The organism is Enterococcus sp. DIV0436a (assembly GCF_051711605.1).
In the GTDB taxonomy this organism is placed as follows: Bacteria; Bacillota; Bacilli; order Lactobacillales; family Enterococcaceae; genus Enterococcus_B; species Enterococcus_B faecium.
Genome location: NZ_JBIONA010000001.1, coordinates 509,475 through 524,395, shown reverse-complemented (window position 1 = coordinate 524,395; position 14,921 = coordinate 509,475). Strand labels below are relative to the sequence as shown.

General features: G+C 37.7%; 13 protein-coding genes and 1 pseudogene. 2 read left to right on the top strand and 12 right to left on the bottom strand.

Annotated elements, in window-relative coordinates; genetic code table 11:
• Positions 1 to 16: 16 nt before the first annotated feature.
• The 6 genes from IGL15_RS02460 to IGL15_RS02435 all read right to left on the bottom strand — a co-directional run bounded on the left by IGL15_RS02460 (position 17) and on the right by IGL15_RS02435 (position 9,094).
• Positions 17 to 4,525 carry a VWA domain-containing protein gene (locus tag IGL15_RS02460; RefSeq protein WP_181045216.1) on the bottom strand — a complete coding sequence of 1,503 codons (4,509 nt, stop codon included), beginning with the start codon at positions 4,523 to 4,525 and terminating at the stop codon, positions 17 to 19.
• Between the two features lie 297 nt (positions 4,526 to 4,822).
• The gene (locus tag IGL15_RS02455; RefSeq protein ID WP_002286782.1) at positions 4,823 to 5,341 is read right to left on the bottom strand and encodes a phosphatase PAP2 family protein; all 519 of its coding nucleotides are present in this window, start codon (positions 5,339 to 5,341) and stop codon (positions 4,823 to 4,825) included.
• Between the two features lies 1 nt (position 5,342).
• On the bottom strand, positions 5,343 to 5,960 hold the full coding sequence (locus tag IGL15_RS02450; RefSeq protein ID WP_002339120.1) for a YesL family protein: 618 nt from the start codon (positions 5,958 to 5,960) through the stop codon (positions 5,343 to 5,345).
• A complete protein-coding gene (locus IGL15_RS02445; RefSeq protein WP_104765202.1) occupies positions 5,957 to 6,811 on the bottom strand; it encodes a carbohydrate ABC transporter permease in 855 nt (284 codons plus the stop codon). Before IGL15_RS02445 ends, IGL15_RS02450 begins: the two co-directional genes overlap by 4 nt.
• Complete coding sequence (locus IGL15_RS02440; protein WP_081156409.1) at positions 6,808 to 7,719, bottom strand: carbohydrate ABC transporter permease; 912 nt, start codon at positions 7,717 to 7,719, stop codon at positions 6,808 to 6,810. The genes IGL15_RS02445 and IGL15_RS02440 overlap by 4 nt, the downstream gene beginning before the upstream one ends.
• Positions 7,720 to 7,759: 40 nt before the next feature.
• Positions 7,760 to 9,094 (bottom strand): ABC transporter substrate-binding protein, encoded by a 1,335-nt coding sequence (locus IGL15_RS02435; protein ID WP_104765203.1) that lies wholly within the window; start codon positions 9,092 to 9,094, stop codon positions 7,760 to 7,762.
• Positions 9,095 to 9,301: 207 nt separating this feature from the next.
• Here IGL15_RS02435 and IGL15_RS02430 point away from each other — a divergent pair, with 207 nt between their 5' ends.
• Positions 9,302 to 10,132, top strand: a complete 831-nt coding sequence (locus IGL15_RS02430; protein WP_002286789.1) for a manganese catalase family protein — start codon at positions 9,302 to 9,304, stop codon at positions 10,130 to 10,132.
• Between the two features lie 243 nt (positions 10,133 to 10,375).
• Here the strand turns inward: IGL15_RS02430 and IGL15_RS02425 are convergent.
• From IGL15_RS02425 to mazE, 5 genes and pseudogenes are all read right to left on the bottom strand, one after another.
• Positions 10,376 to 10,625, bottom strand: a pseudogene (locus tag IGL15_RS02425) (transposase).
• A 190-nt stretch (positions 10,626 to 10,815) separates the two neighbouring features.
• On the bottom strand, positions 10,816 to 11,010 hold the full coding sequence (locus IGL15_RS02420; RefSeq protein ID WP_002295146.1) for a hypothetical protein: 195 nt from the start codon (positions 11,008 to 11,010) through the stop codon (positions 10,816 to 10,818).
• 504 nt (positions 11,011 to 11,514) lie between these two features.
• Positions 11,515 to 11,700 carry a hypothetical protein gene (locus tag IGL15_RS02415; RefSeq protein ID WP_002304207.1) on the bottom strand — a complete coding sequence of 62 codons (186 nt, stop codon included), beginning with the start codon at positions 11,698 to 11,700 and terminating at the stop codon, positions 11,515 to 11,517.
• Between the two features lie 848 nt (positions 11,701 to 12,548).
• Complete coding sequence (locus IGL15_RS02410; RefSeq protein WP_002349927.1) at positions 12,549 to 12,890, bottom strand: type II toxin-antitoxin system PemK/MazF family toxin; 342 nt, start codon at positions 12,888 to 12,890, stop codon at positions 12,549 to 12,551.
• Positions 12,890 to 13,120, bottom strand: coding sequence for a type II toxin-antitoxin system PemI/MazE family antitoxin (gene mazE, locus IGL15_RS02405; RefSeq protein ID WP_010728130.1), 231 nt, complete (start codon positions 13,118 to 13,120; stop codon positions 12,890 to 12,892). Before mazE ends, IGL15_RS02410 begins: the two co-directional genes overlap by 1 nt.
• A 295-nt stretch (positions 13,121 to 13,415) precedes the next feature.
• On the opposite strand from mazE, the gene IGL15_RS02400 reads away from it, so the two are divergent.
• On the top strand, positions 13,416 to 13,754 hold the full coding sequence (locus IGL15_RS02400) for a hypothetical protein (protein WP_104765204.1): 339 nt from the start codon (positions 13,416 to 13,418) through the stop codon (positions 13,752 to 13,754).
• Positions 13,755 to 13,958: 204 nt separating this feature from the next.
• On the opposite strand, the gene IGL15_RS02395 is transcribed toward IGL15_RS02400, so the two are convergent.
• On the bottom strand, positions 13,959 to 14,534 hold the full coding sequence (locus IGL15_RS02395; RefSeq protein ID WP_002318335.1) for an SOS response-associated peptidase: 576 nt from the start codon (positions 14,532 to 14,534) through the stop codon (positions 13,959 to 13,961).
• Between the last annotated feature and the right edge of the window lie 387 nt (positions 14,535 to 14,921).

Here is a 14,921-nt window from a genome sequence, read left to right as displayed (position 1 = left end):
ACAACAGCTTTTTTCATTACCTTGCCCCCTCCTTTTTAGATTGTCTGACAAACAAACCATAGGCTGCTCCTGCAAGCGCCATGAAGAATGCAGCAAGCAGGATATAGAATAATCGTCCGGATCCTCCTGTAGCAGGCAACGGATTTTCAGGATCGTTCCCGACACTAAGCTGTAATCTGATTCGATTTGTCTCCAAAAGTTCATATTCTAACTCTTGCTGTAGATCAGGCGTCTCTGCTTCTTCGTTTGGATAATACGAAATCTCAACTTTTAGTGTACCCGCTTCTTTTCCTGGAACTACCCGATCATTTTCTATGTCAGGTTCTTCTCGATAACTAATTTCTAAAATAAAGTAACCTGGAAGTTTTCTATAGCTGTCAGGTGACTTCACTTCCTTGATCCGATAGACCCCTTCCAACAAGTCTGAAGCATTGAATAGGGAAGAATCGTTTGGATCTGGTGCCAAGCCTCCCTCGATGATTTCATACTCTCCTGCACTATTTTGTTTCTCAATTGAAAATTCTGCGCCTTCAAGACGTCGGCTATTCATACTGTCAATTTTCAAAAGTTCCAAATCGATTGGCGCTAGTTCATCTTCTAAGGTTACTTGTAGTACACCATCGATGATTTCATAGCCTTCCGGCAAGGGAGCAGTTTCGTCTTCGATGACCGTATCTTCAATGATAAACTTACCTTCTTCATTCAGTGCAAACTGGAACACTTGATCAGATAGCCGATACCCATTTGGTGCGACAGATTCCGAGACCTCATATTCACCGATAGACAGATGCAGAGGTTGGTCGTAATTTAAATCGACATACTTTTCTACTCCTACGGCACGAGAATAGAAGTATCCGATCCCAGGCAAACGTTTCGATTCTTCTGGTTCTAACGGATTACCAGTGTATGCTCGATACAGCGGGAAGGAAGAATCCCCCACTTTCCTGATATCGAAACCTGCACCATCTAATGTATGGCCTTCATGGTCTAATTTTCTCACTCGGATCTCCCGATAATCAAACGTATTGTAAGCAGTGAATGCTACCCATAAACGATCCTCTTCATCTGTTGTATACGTGAGATATTGCCAATTTTCTTCACCTGTCTGCTTGAGCTGGATAGTCCCTATACCATTATCGTAAAGTCGCAAGATCCATGTGTCATTTTCGTCAGGTTCTTTGAAACCTTCTGGGTTCTGGCTCTCAATGATTTTGTATTCTGCATAGTTGGTAGTTTCTTCACTATCCTTATAAACAAATGAATCTGGCTCTCCGATTGGATGAATAACTTTCTCACCATCCACGATTACATATTTCCCGTCTTCATCTACTGAATAGAACGTGAGCCTCCCTTTCTCTTCCTCCACTTCGTTCACGCCAGAAAGCCCTTTCGCTACTGGATATCCGATTTCCAGTCCGTTACCATCTGTTTCATAAAGTTCAAACTCTGCGCCATTGATTGGCATATTACTTCCTTCAATTAGTTTATTGATGTTCATGTGGATTGGCTTGAATTCATTTCGCATTTCCAGTTTGACATACAACTCATCATACTCTGTGCCTTCTATGTTGGGCTCTTGTACAACAGAAAGCTTGTGATATTCTCCTTCATAATAGGAATTCGGATCTTTACCTTCCGGTCCGCCGACTCTCGAACCAGATGTATATTCATCTACAAGCTCGTAGTGACCTAACATCTCATCTTCGTTGGCTGCATATTTTTTGATTTGGAATTGATACGTCTCATCTACTAACTGATAACGTGGTGGTCCAGCGATCTCTCTGATCCAAAATATGTCGCTGACTGCTCCAGTTTCATCTCCTAAAATCGGCATCTTCGTTTCAAAGATCGCTATTCCGTCCGTGGTAGTTTTACTTGTTTCGATTGGTTTGGCTTCCCCACTCTCTGGATTTTGGTCATATAATGCAAATTCGACTCCAGCCAACGGCTCGCCATTTTGACCCTTCTTGCTGACTTGGAAATTACGGCCTTTATGTTCGTAACGAATGGAAGGAGATGGGAAATACATCCGTCCAGTAGTGATATCATTCTCATAATCCTCCAGGTTCTGAATATAGGCCATATTGTTCACTGTGTAAAAATTTCCGTCTTGAGCTCCCGCATCAAGTTTTACTTGGTACTTGATCCTGACCATTTCCCCTTCACCTAAAGAAATCGGAGAAAATTTATAAGCTTGATTTTCCCGTCCGACATACGTTGTCGGAGTCGCCACTACTTCTGGTGGGGCTTGTCCATGACGTTCTTCATCCCATATTTCTGGCTCTTGGTACTTCATGCCATTTTCTCCTGGATCTAGATGGTAAAACTGAATATCTGCCGATCTGCCAGCTCCAAATGGTGAGACATTAAAACCAGTTTCATCATAAAGTGTGGCTTGCTGGATCGTTCTCTTGAAGGTAGAAGAGATATCCTCCAAGGCTGTAACAATGTCATTCTTGTTGTTCGCATTGTAATATCGCGGTGTTACGCCATCTTCTTCTAAATCAGCAATATTTTTCAATACATTTCGTCCAATAGCATCTAGTCGTTGTCTCCCGCTAACGTTTCCATCGATTCCTAAACCAATGGAGAAGATACTTGGCGGGTTCTCTTGATACTTGTTTTTCAGCCAATGATGATAAGCAACTGTGTTGATCGCAGATGACTTTTCTTGCGAAGTAGGACTGCCATTCGTATTGTTATTAGAAGAACCATCACCAACCCAGTGAGTCGCTTTATTATCTCCTTCTTTTACCTCTCCATAACGATAGTGTACATTTACTTCATCTTCTGGACGGTTAAAGTCAGATGCATAGGTAACTGGATGAGTAAACCCTGCATTAGAAGTATTCCCAGAAAACTCCTCAAAATTTCTGAACAAAACGCCATTATCTTCAGCAATCTTATCTTCCATCACAGTCCAGTTGCTCCAAGCTCCATTAGTGCTCGTACGATAACTTGACTGAATCGGTGCATAACTGAAGGTCGGTGTCCCATCTCCCACAACGATCAGGATTTTTTCTGGATTTCTATTTTCTCCGCCATTGTCTTTATACAATGTTTCATAGCCATTTTTAAGCCCTAGTGTAAGCGGAGTTCCTCCGATTGGTGTACGATTTAATGCTGTATTCTCACTTCCCGTCAAACGATTGATATCATTTGTCAATGGAAAGATGTCCGAACTGATTTGCTCATGGTTATTGATAGCTGTACTATTATGGTAAAAATTCACCATACCGATTCGAATATCCAGACTCGGGTCAGAGAGCAGATCTTTACTCATTTCGTTTACTGCCTCAATCAACGCAGCATTTTTAGTTTGACTATTGGTCCCAGCGGTTAATTCACTCATACTCGCTGACTTATCTAGAACAAAAACGATATCGATTGGACTGATTTCCTTTTTCTCGCCCCCGATGACATCTAGATAGACATTGTAAAGGGTTGTTGCATCTTCAGGATGTAGATCAGATGCTGTGCTGCTTGGCAGAACAGGTTCTACCCATTTTTTGATGTACGCCCCGTTATAATCCAAGTAACTGTTTTCAAAATTCCGTTCATTTCCCCAAAGCTGAACGGTTTGAGCTGGAACGTTTCTATCTTCTTCGCCTGCAGTTGATCCATTATTAGTAGCATAGTCGTAATTTCGCCAGTTCGCTCCCCCGTTTGTATAATCACTATCATCGATCAAGTTCTCTCCGTCATATGGCGAGCCTTTGTCTCCTTGATAGCGTTCATTGCTTTGTGTCCAATTTCCTAACACTTTTGTATAGTCATTCGTTGTAAATTTCGGGTAGCGATGCTGTTCGTTTTCAACTTCTCCGCTAGGATAGATATATTCATAGGGGTCTTGCGTAGCTGTTGGCCCAAGACGCTCCAAAATACCGTTGAATAACTGGCGTTGAATGCGCTGGAGTGCTTGACCGCTGGGTACGATTGGTTCGTCCAGCTTTTCCATCTCATTTTCTTCGCTACGTTGAATTTCAGCGGAATCTTCTGTATCAGTTTCATTTTCTTGTAATTCTTGATTATCTATTCTTTCATCAACCACCACTTGAAGAGGTAGTTCCCCTTCGTTCACATCGGGGATCTTTTCTGTTTCAAAAATCAATGTGCCGGTTTCTGCTTCTTTTGAATAAACTTTTCCGACATACCATTCTTGACCATCGATCGTCTCGACTTTTAGGTCTTCTCCATCTTCATCATAGGAGGATAGACCTGTTCCACGAACGTTTTTTACGGTACCAATCCCGGCGGCTGCCGCATCGATTGCTAAACGTATTCTACCTTCATTGGCACTTTCCTTTTTTTCAAAAGCCAGATGCCATTCAAGGGTTTCTTCTTTTTCAATATACTTCCCTTCAATTTTTGCATAGTCCTCATCTAAGAATACCTCATCCTCCTTTGTTTCTGTTGACTCAGCAGCTACATCCAGTGTCGTCATATGATAGACTGACTGGAAATATGGTCCAAATAGCAAACTGACAGTTACTAACTGCAAAAGCTTCAATTTTAACCCTTTCACATCCTTATACTCCTTTCAAAAATATTTGTCTTCTTTCACAACAATCAACAAAACAATGCCCATCTAATTATAATTTAATTTAATTTTAATTTTAAATCAAATGATATCCTTTTTAGTTAAAAAACACCTATTATACAACGTTTATTATTAAAATTAAATTATAAAATTTTATAACGTTCTCATTTAACAAAACTTAAGTTATTAAGACAAATGAATAAACAACTACGCTTTCCTCGAAACAAAAAAATAAAGCACAAATGCGCATTTACGCACTCATGCTTTATTCGTACAATTAATTCAGATAACGGCAGCGCATAGGATGCCAATAACACTTCCTAAAATAGCTCCTCCTAAAATGTCAGTAGGATAATGTAAAAGTAAAAAAATCCTCGAATAAGCGATCAAACAAGCAAATAAAAAGGCTAATATTCCTGCAACCGGACTTAATTCGAACAACGCAGCTACTGATAAAAAGGCTAGCGCTGTATGTCCTGAAGGAAAAGAAGAAGTCTTCGGTTTACTTGTGTAAAGGACAAGCCGACGATTTTTTTCATAAGGTCTTTTCCGTCTTGTCGTTTTTTTGATAAAAAGCAAACCAACAAAAAAATAGATCAAACTGCCGATAAGAATGGCTAGACCATATTCTCTAGTATCAGGTATCAAGACTAAAACAGCAGCAAGGAGCAACCAAATAAAACCACCATTAGAGATATTACTGATAAATTTCAAAAAATTGATTTTTCGACTATCCGTTTTCCGTTGCTTGGCGAACTTGTTGATAATACTATCATCGATTTTAGCAATCAAACGCAACATGTTATTCCTCCTTTTTAAGAACCTTTTCTTGCGTACGATGGATAAAAAGCAGGACTTGAAAATAAAACAAGAAACTGAAACCTAATAAAGCAAAATAGATTGGTCCTGCAAACCAGAATGCGACAAGAAGGATCAACGTGCCTGCCAAATAGAAAAGCGCGCTTTTGAAATCATTAAAAAACAAGAAAAATGCAGTAATCCAAGAAGCTTCTTTTTGTTCCAGTTGAAGCAAGATTTTGTAACTAAAGAGAAGCGCGCTTAATAGAAGCAAAAACAACGTAGTATACATCAATGTATAGCCAATTCCCCCACCCCAATAGCGGAAAATCCGATAATCGATGAATAAAAGAAGAAAATAACTACTTGCTAAACTATCTTGCTTTCCATAAAGAGAGAAGTTCTCACGAAACTTTTTCCAGAATAGTGAACCGAGCTTTTTCTCTTCATTTTTTTTGTAATGATAAATCATATACAGAACTGTTCGACTTGCAGTTCCTAATGTGAAAACAGGCAAGACACACAGGAACCATAGTAGCTGTAAATGGATAAGACGTGGAATCCATTCAATGATTTCTAAGAAATAATCATTGGCTTTTTTACCAATCGATCGATTCATCATCCTTTTGAACATCCTGTCAAATCCATCCCTTCAATGAAATAACGTTGTGCAAAAAAGAACAGCAAAATCGTCGGGATCAAGACAAGTGTTGCTCCTGCCATCAGATAATTCCATTGTGTCGTTGCTTGGTTCTGAAAAACTTGCAAGCCAATCTGTAACGTGTATTTTTCTTGATCTTGGATATATAACAGAGGACCTAAGAAATCATTCCAAGCTGCGTTGAAGGAATTGATCGCAATGGTAATCAAGGCAGGTTTCGTCAATGGAAGCATCAAATGACTCCAAATGTACAAATGATTCGCTCCGTCGATTTCAGCAGCTTCGATCAATTCATTATTGATCGATAAGTAAAATTGACGCATCAGAAATATATTGAACGCATTGCCGAAGAACGATGGAACGATCAGGGGCAAATAAGTACCTACCCAGCCGATCTTGGAGAATAATACATATTGAGGGATCATCGTTACAAACCCCGGGATCATCATCGTAGAAAGAACCAAAGCAAACATCAGCTTTTTCCCAGGAAAATCAAGCTTCGCAAATCCATAAGCAATAAAAGAATTTGAAAGGACATTACCGATCACTACTAGCACAGTGATGAATAATGTATTTCTTGCATAGCGCCAAAAAGGAAAGGCGGCAATCGTATCCAGATAGTTTTCCCATACGATTTTTTCTGGGAAAAAGGTCGGAGGATAACGAACGATTTCTTCCATTGGTTTCAATGAAGTAAACACCATCCAAAGCAATGGAATGATCAAAATGATTCCTATTACTGTCATGAGGACATAACTTAGTATTTTTTTTGTTTGCCGATTCACACTGGTCTTTTTGAAATAATCCATCATTTGCCGTCACCTCCAGAATAATAGACCCACTTAGGTGCAATCTTCAAATTGACAAACGTCAGAACCAACACGATCAGAAACAGGATCATTGACATAGCCATCGCATAACCCATATCAAAAGCTACGAACGCCTTGTTCCACATATGCAGATTATAAAAAAGCAAAGAATTTGCAGGTCCGCCTGTTCCATTTTTCGTCATGACATAAGCTTCTTGAAAAATTTGGAAAGAACCGATCGTAGAGGTGATCACATCGTAAAAAATAATAGGAGTGATTAATGGCAAAGTAATACTTTTGAACTTTCCCCAAACGCCTGCTCCATCGATTTCTGCTGATTCATATAAAGATCTAGGAACATTTTGTAATGTAGCTAAGTAAAGTAGCATTGCTCCTCCAGAACTCCATATTTTCATCAAAATCAACGCAGGTTTCGTCCATTGTGGATCAAACAGCCAAGCTGGTCCAGGGATATGGAACCAGCCCAGAAATGTGTTGATCAATCCTGCAGATGGAGAAAGCAGCTGCATCCATAAGATGTAGACTGCTACTCCTGATAAGACTGCCGGTAAATAGAAAGCTGTACGGAATACACTGATTCCTTTGATTTTTTGATTGAGTACTGTGGCTAAAAACACACTGAAAATCGTCGTCAGCGGTACATTGAAGATGACGAAATAAACGGTGTTGTATAACGATTTCCAAAATAAATCATCGTGAACGAACATTCTTTTGAAATTTGCTAGACCAATGAAATTCATCTTGGATGTCAAATTATAATCGGTGAAACTACCAATAACTGAAAAAAGCATAGGCCCTAGCATAAATACCAAGAACCCGATAATAAAAGGCGAGATAAATAAATAGGCCCATCTTGCTTCTTTTTTCTTTCGGATAGATAAACGCTTCAAATTTTCTTGCCTCCTCTGTACCTAGACAGTCAAAAATGGATTATTGATTTTGCTTGACTAAGTTTTCTACTGCTTTTTGTGCATCTGCCAATCCTTCTTTTGGTGGTTTTGTTCCTAAAAGAATCTGGTCAATCTGTTCATTCACTAATGTCGTGTAATCCGGAGCATCTAAAGGAACTGGTGTGATCACCGTATTTTTAAAGTTTTCGTCCCCCATTTGATAGATCATTTTTCCTTTATCCGTTAGGTTGTCATTATTCACTAAATTCTCATTGGCTGTCTTGCTCGCCATGATATCAAAACTTTTTTCGCCGAATTTTTCTTGTACTTCTGGAGAAGAAAGATATTTGATGAATTCATAAGAGGCCTCAGGATCTTTTGCTCCGTATGGTACTTCCAAGACGAATCCGCCACCCCACGACCAATGGCCTGAACCTTCTTCTTTTTCTGGGAGCTGCATCACGCCAAAATCAAAATCATCCGGTGCATTTTCCATCAAACTAGAGTAATAATTGATATTTTGGGCACGCATGGCTACTAATCCGGAAATAAATGGATCAGATACACCAGACCCAAATTCGGCTTCTAATTTATTGATCGTATTTTTCCCATAATAATCTTGCCAGTCTTGGATCCACTCCAAGGCTTCCACTTTATTTTTAGTATCAATCTTGACTTTTTCATCTTTGTCAAACCAACTAGTCCCGTTATCTGCGTTTAGCGCCCATACATCAGCCCCTAAATTCCATAATGGATAAAAACCGATGCGTGTAAATTCTTTTCCTTCTTTTTTATCTAGTTTACGTGCTGTTTCTTCTAATTCATCCCAAGTTGTCGGTAGATCTTGTTCACTGATTCCAGCTTCTTTAAATAACTTTTTATTATAAAAAATGACTTGTGTATCTGTATTGAATGGGATCGCATAAGGATCACCTTCATATTCTACTGTATCCCAAAGCTGCGGATAAAAATCCTTAGAAGTGTCTTTTTCTACATATTTGGAGAGATTAGTTGCTTGCTGTGCTTCTGCTCTTTGGGCGACGGAATTTATGTCCTGTACAATAACATCGGGTGCATTTCCAGCTGTTATTGCAGATAAAGATTTAGTCCAGATGTCACCCCATGGCTGATACTTATAATTTACATGGATCTCGTTTTGTGATTGATTGAAATCCTCAATGATTTCTTCGATAGCTTCTTTTCGTGCACCGGATCCCCAAAAGGACCAGAAATCAATATTTTTTCTTCCATCACTTGTTTTTTCAGAAGAATTTGCTGCACTTGAACTGGCATCGCTTGCATTACTTGATCCGCATCCACCTAATAAAAACAATGCTGAACTTGCCAGCAACCCTGTAAACAATAATTTTTTCATATTTTATCTCCAAATTTTAATGTAACCGATGTCGGTTTTAATATAACGATATCATTTTGTTCTGAAAATAACAATTTATAAGGTATGATTCTAAAAAAATTATTAATGATACCAATACTTTATATAATTCGCGAGCGTTTTCTTTGAATTTTTTAATCTTTCGTAGCAGAATGAGAATATATTAAAAATAGATTAGGAGGAATTTTGATGTTTAGACACCAGAAAGAATTGCAGTTTGAAGCAAAACCAGATCGTCCGAATCCATTAATCGCGAAATATCTGCAGGAGCTGATCGGCGGCCAATATGGCGAGATGAGTGTAGCTATGCAGTACCTGTTCCAAGGCTGGAGCTGCCGAGGAGAAGAAAAATATAAAGATATGCTGATGGACATTGCAACAGAAGAAATCGGCCACGTGGAAATGTTGGCGACAATGGTTGCTCGTTTATTAGAGGGTGCGCCTGTTGAAGATCAAGAAGCAGCGATGCAAAAAGATCCAACAATCGGTGCCATTATCTCTGGAATGAATCCACAGCACGCGATCGTAGCTGGCTTAGGACCTCGTCCTGCTGACAGCGTGGGCAATCCATGGAGCGGTGCCTATATCATTGCGAGTGGCAACTTGTTAGCAGACTTTAGAGCTAATTTAAATGCCGAATCACAAGGAAGACTTCAAGTAGCACGTATTTACGAAATGATCGATGATCGTGGCGTAAAAGATATGCTGTCTGTTCTCCTTGCAAGAGATAGCTATCATCAAAATCTATGGGAATGTGCAGTGAAAGAATTAGAAGAAAAAGAAGGTTCAATCTTAGTCCCAAGTACTTTCCCGCGTGACAAAGAACGAAAAGACATTGCTTATGACTTCTATAACTTCTCAGAGGGAGACCAAAGTAGTGAAGGTTCTTGGGCTAGTGGCAAAGCACTGGATGGCGAAGGCGAATATCAATGGTTGAAAGAACCTAAGATCGAAGGCGCTGCACCAAAATTAGAACCAGTAACACCAAAAATGTATGGGACACCTCCATTCAAGAAATAAATATCTACCCGTAGAAACACCCGTTTTTTGTTCCACACGCTTTGTGAGCAAAACTGACTAAAGTCATTAATCATAACCACCCTTCAAAAGGGTGGTTTTCTCTAGAGCTATAAGCTCAAATCACCGGCCAGCGCCTAAAGACGCTGGCTTTCATATTTTATGTTCAAGCCATATTGCCTTTGCCAGTTTTGCCCACCTCTTAAAAGGTTTATGTACTACTCCTTAGCCCTTAAAAGGATCGTCTTACTCTCGTACACTCAGCTTATCTAACGCACTATCATGTTTTTCTTGTTCTTGAATGTACTTTTTGATGGTCGCTTCATTTTGTCCTACTTTTGTCACATAGTATTCTTCCACCCAAAAGTGTCGATACCCAAATTTATATTTTAGATTTGCACAATCTCTTGATGATCTCCTGAATATTGGCTCGATATTGATTATAAATTATTTTTCTTCTATACTTTGGTGTGAATACAATGTGGTATTTACACATCTACTTTGTACGGGCTAAACTATTTCCCTTTATTGCTCCACCCGCATAGCAAGTGGTTTTGTATTTCACTCGCTCGGCGCGCTCAATTAGGTCTAAAGACAATAAATCTAAAAACCCGCTGCTTCACTGACAAAAACAACGGGTTTTCAGAAAAAAATGAAATGAAAAAGATCTCTTACGGCAATCTATTTTATTTTTTTGATTTTTTATAAATGGAAAATGCTTCAAGAAGTCCAAGAAATAAAGCCGTATAAAAACCAGAACCTATGAAATCTTTATTTATTAGATATTCAACAGAAATCCCGATAACACTAGCCAACAATATATTTATCAGAAGTGTAAAATAAGGATGCTTTTTATAGAATAGAACTAGTGTTGTTTTCATAGACTCTCCTTTCTTCATATTTCCAATTAATCACAAATTCACGGCATTACTAGAAAAATTAAAGGGGCGCAGAAGTGGAAAAATACTCTTCGACTTTCCCTACAAACCAGGCCATCTTGTGTTTAATAACTATACCAAATCTAAGGTACCTCTAAATCTAAATTCCATTTGTGGCGGTGACCTCCAATTTTTAACTCTTCTATCTCCCATCCAGTATACATAACCTTGATACTTCGACCACTTATATATCGAACACACCAATACCTATCCATTGCAGGAGTACCACCTAACTTAGTTGCTACTTGCATCTAAATAACAGCTGAAAAGATAGGACTTACTCTTAGTAAAGTATCTGAACTATTAATTTTTAAACTATCATTTTTATCCTCAACTACATGCACATCTGTTGCAACTTCAATTTCTGTCTCATCCAGATAAATGATTAAGGAATCGGGAATTGCAATATCTTCAGCTGACGCTGGAATAGTTGAGCTAAATTAGTCATTATATCTTTATTATAAAATAACCAACAGCAAAAAATACAATGAAAAACAAACTTGGAACTAATGTATCATTAATAAATGTTGAAAAATTCAGCAACTCATTACTGTATGATTTTAGCAGCCCAACCAACATATACCCTATAAAAGCTAATAAGATGGTTAGGAATCCTTTAGAATTTTTACTCATTCATAGACACTTCCTTAAATAACTTTTATTATAGAAGGTATTGTAAATAATAATATTGACAAAAAGTGACTCCAAATAAAAAAACCTTACATTATACTGGAATGAACTGTATTGATAGTGTACCTAAAAGCTCTACTGACATAAGATCGTGTAATCGGCAAAGTAATTTTATTAATTATACGGGATGTAATCAATTAGAGAATAAACTAATCATAAAAGGTACTTTTACATTCATAATTGTCGCTTTGAGATTCTACTTTGGTTCACTATCTGACCCAATTGCACATTTTCGAGCATTACAAGTATTGGTGTCGTTAGAACAACTAAATAGAAACTAGCGGTAGATTTTTCAGAATCTATGCTAATTTCTGTACGGATGTTCCAGTGATGGCAAATTTCTCTTTTCATTGTTTTTCTTGTCGCATGATATGCCTTTTTGTGTTATTCAGTTAAACTATAGAAATTCTTTCCTAGACAGATCTTGATCCCAAATTTTACGTTTTTAAGCATCGATATAGTTTAAAATGACATTACTCATATCTAAAGAGTTTAGATTTTTTAGGACTAAAACTGTCAGTTGTTCTTTTTCTTCTTTCTGTTAAAGTATTGTCGCGACTTTTCGTATACGTTAAGATATGTCGTGAAAAAACAAGTTTTGTGACACAAAAAAACGAATGACTTGAGGAAATCACCTCAATCATTCGTTTAAAATGCTATATATTCTTTAGTTTAAGATACGGAAATTAATCCCATCGACCACACTAGTGGAATGAACGACATTTACTTGGCCTTTTTTTAATTTCGTTATGTTTAGCGTATAAAAATATTATAGAGTTTACTTACAATGCTTAAAACATATACTGTATAATCTGATCAATTTTAGCCATGTCTTGCAATGGTAAGTTTTCTATTTTTTTGAGTTTTCGTTCCTTAAAATCAAGAGATTTTAATTGTGAAATAATTACTTGTCCTTTTATATCTAGCTCTTCAGGTAATGAGTAACGTGTCGGTAAATTCTTTATAGTGGAAGTAATTGGACATATGACCGAAAACATTGTTTTACGGTTAAATTCATAACGAGAGACGACTAGTCCTGGTCGTCTTTTTTGAATTTCTTTTCCTACTGAGGGATCAAAATCAATCCATACAATATCACCTTTTTTAGGAATATAAATTCTTTCTCCTGACACTATAAAATTTCTCTCCCTTCAGGAGTTAAATCTTCCCATTCGTCTTTCTCATAATACTCGGCCTCTTCCCCACCACTAAATGGATCTTTAATTTTTGGAACTAACGTAATTGTACCATCGTCAGAATACACAACGATATATTCTTGGTTTTCTGAAGGTTTCTTTCCGTTATCAGAAGGTAAAGTTACCACTACAGAACTTCCTTGTAATCTAGATTTTGTAACAAGCATTATCATCACTCCCTTAATAAAAGTATACTATATAACACTAAGTAACGCAAAATTCCCCTTTGTAAACTATCTAGAAAATTATTTTGTTTAAAGTATATCTTATTGGATATAAATAGAAATAAATTGTAGCCAGCTCATTTTTTCTTTAAATAAAAAAATAATCCAAGAAACATTGAACCTATGGATCCAAAATCTACCCAAATACTATAGCTAACTCCCCGCTACCTTCAATCTTGCAGATAAAACGCTTTGGAAAAAAATCGAGAAAATCGCAAAGACGACAGGCCATCCTATCATGCCTGATTATAAACAAAAAGCTGGCTATTCCTTTTGCTCTGACAAATTTCAATTGGGAAAGTTCACGAAACTAGCAGGTGAAGAAGTTTCAACTGTTCGGATCAAAGAATGCCCGCTTCAAATAGAAACATTGGTTCAACGAATTTCAACTAGAGAAGACTTTGCTATTGTAGAATGTGAGATCGTAGCTATTTTTGTAGAAGAAGGGATTTTACATGATCCAACTCATATCAATGTGGATAAATGGCAACCTCTTATCTATAAACTCAGAGAATATACAACTGCCAACCAGTCGTTAAGTTTGAATTTTAGATTCCAAGAATTCAAAGAGTCATAATGATAAACATCGTTAGGTATAAATAAAAAAGACTCGCAGCACGAGTAAAAAACAAATAGAAGCTATACCTTAGAAAGGTCGACTGTGACTCTATAGATGCAGTATATGCAGCTTATGAGCATTTCTTCTGTTCTCTTTGTTTTTGGGATCTGTGCTGAAGTCTTTTTCGTTTTTTGCCGCTCTTTCTTTGAAAAATCGATTATGTTATACCTTCTCCATTACTAATTCAGGCATCTGCTGAGTAATGATTTTTCGCGCAAAAGAAATATCTGTTACCCAAGGTTCGATTTGTTCTTCAGTCAAGACAAGCGGCATTCGGTCATGGATTGGTGCGACTGTGCGGTTAGGTTCAGTAGTCATTATGATTGATTCTGCCATTTTTTCATCCTGATGGCTACGATAAAAACCGCCAATATACACTATTTTTTCCTTATTTGAAAACATAAATTTGTCTTTTTCTTCATTCCACTCATAAAAGCCACTCATTGGGAAAACACAACGATTTTGCAAAAATGGTTGATGAAAGGTCTTTTTTTCTTCTACTGTCTCTGCACGGGCATTAATCATCAATTGTCCTTTTTTAAATCCGGTAAATCCCCACTTCATGATTTCCGGAGTGAGGATGTTTTCTTCCTCTTTTCTTAACGTCACAACAAGATTTGACGGAAAAACTTCTCCAGCTGCTAATTCTGCTGCCTGCTCCGGTTGTTTCGTCTGGGCTTCTCGATAATAATTCTGAAGGAGCTCTGACTCTAGATCAAAAAAATAACGACCACACATCCTAATCCCTCCCAATCTTTTTTTCTATCATACACTGCAACAAGAAGTTCGCACCAACAAAACGCTTTCAATTTGTGTAGAACTAAAAAAGTTGTGACAAGTGACAAACTCTCCAGTGAATGGTATTCTCCTGCCAACTCCTCGGTCACAAGTCACAATATTCAACAAACATGAGAAGCTGCTTTTTGAAATTGTTCCTTGTGACTCGGAGTGAAACGGCAGGCTTACGACCTCTGGGTAAACGGTGTTCAAAAGCCAGTTTCTCGGTATTAAACCAAATTTATGCAAAAATGTAGAAAGCCATTTTCACAAAATTTTTCTTAATACTCGAAACTAAGCGACTTTTTCACAACCTCTTCCTTAAACGGTGTTCAAAAGCTTGCATCT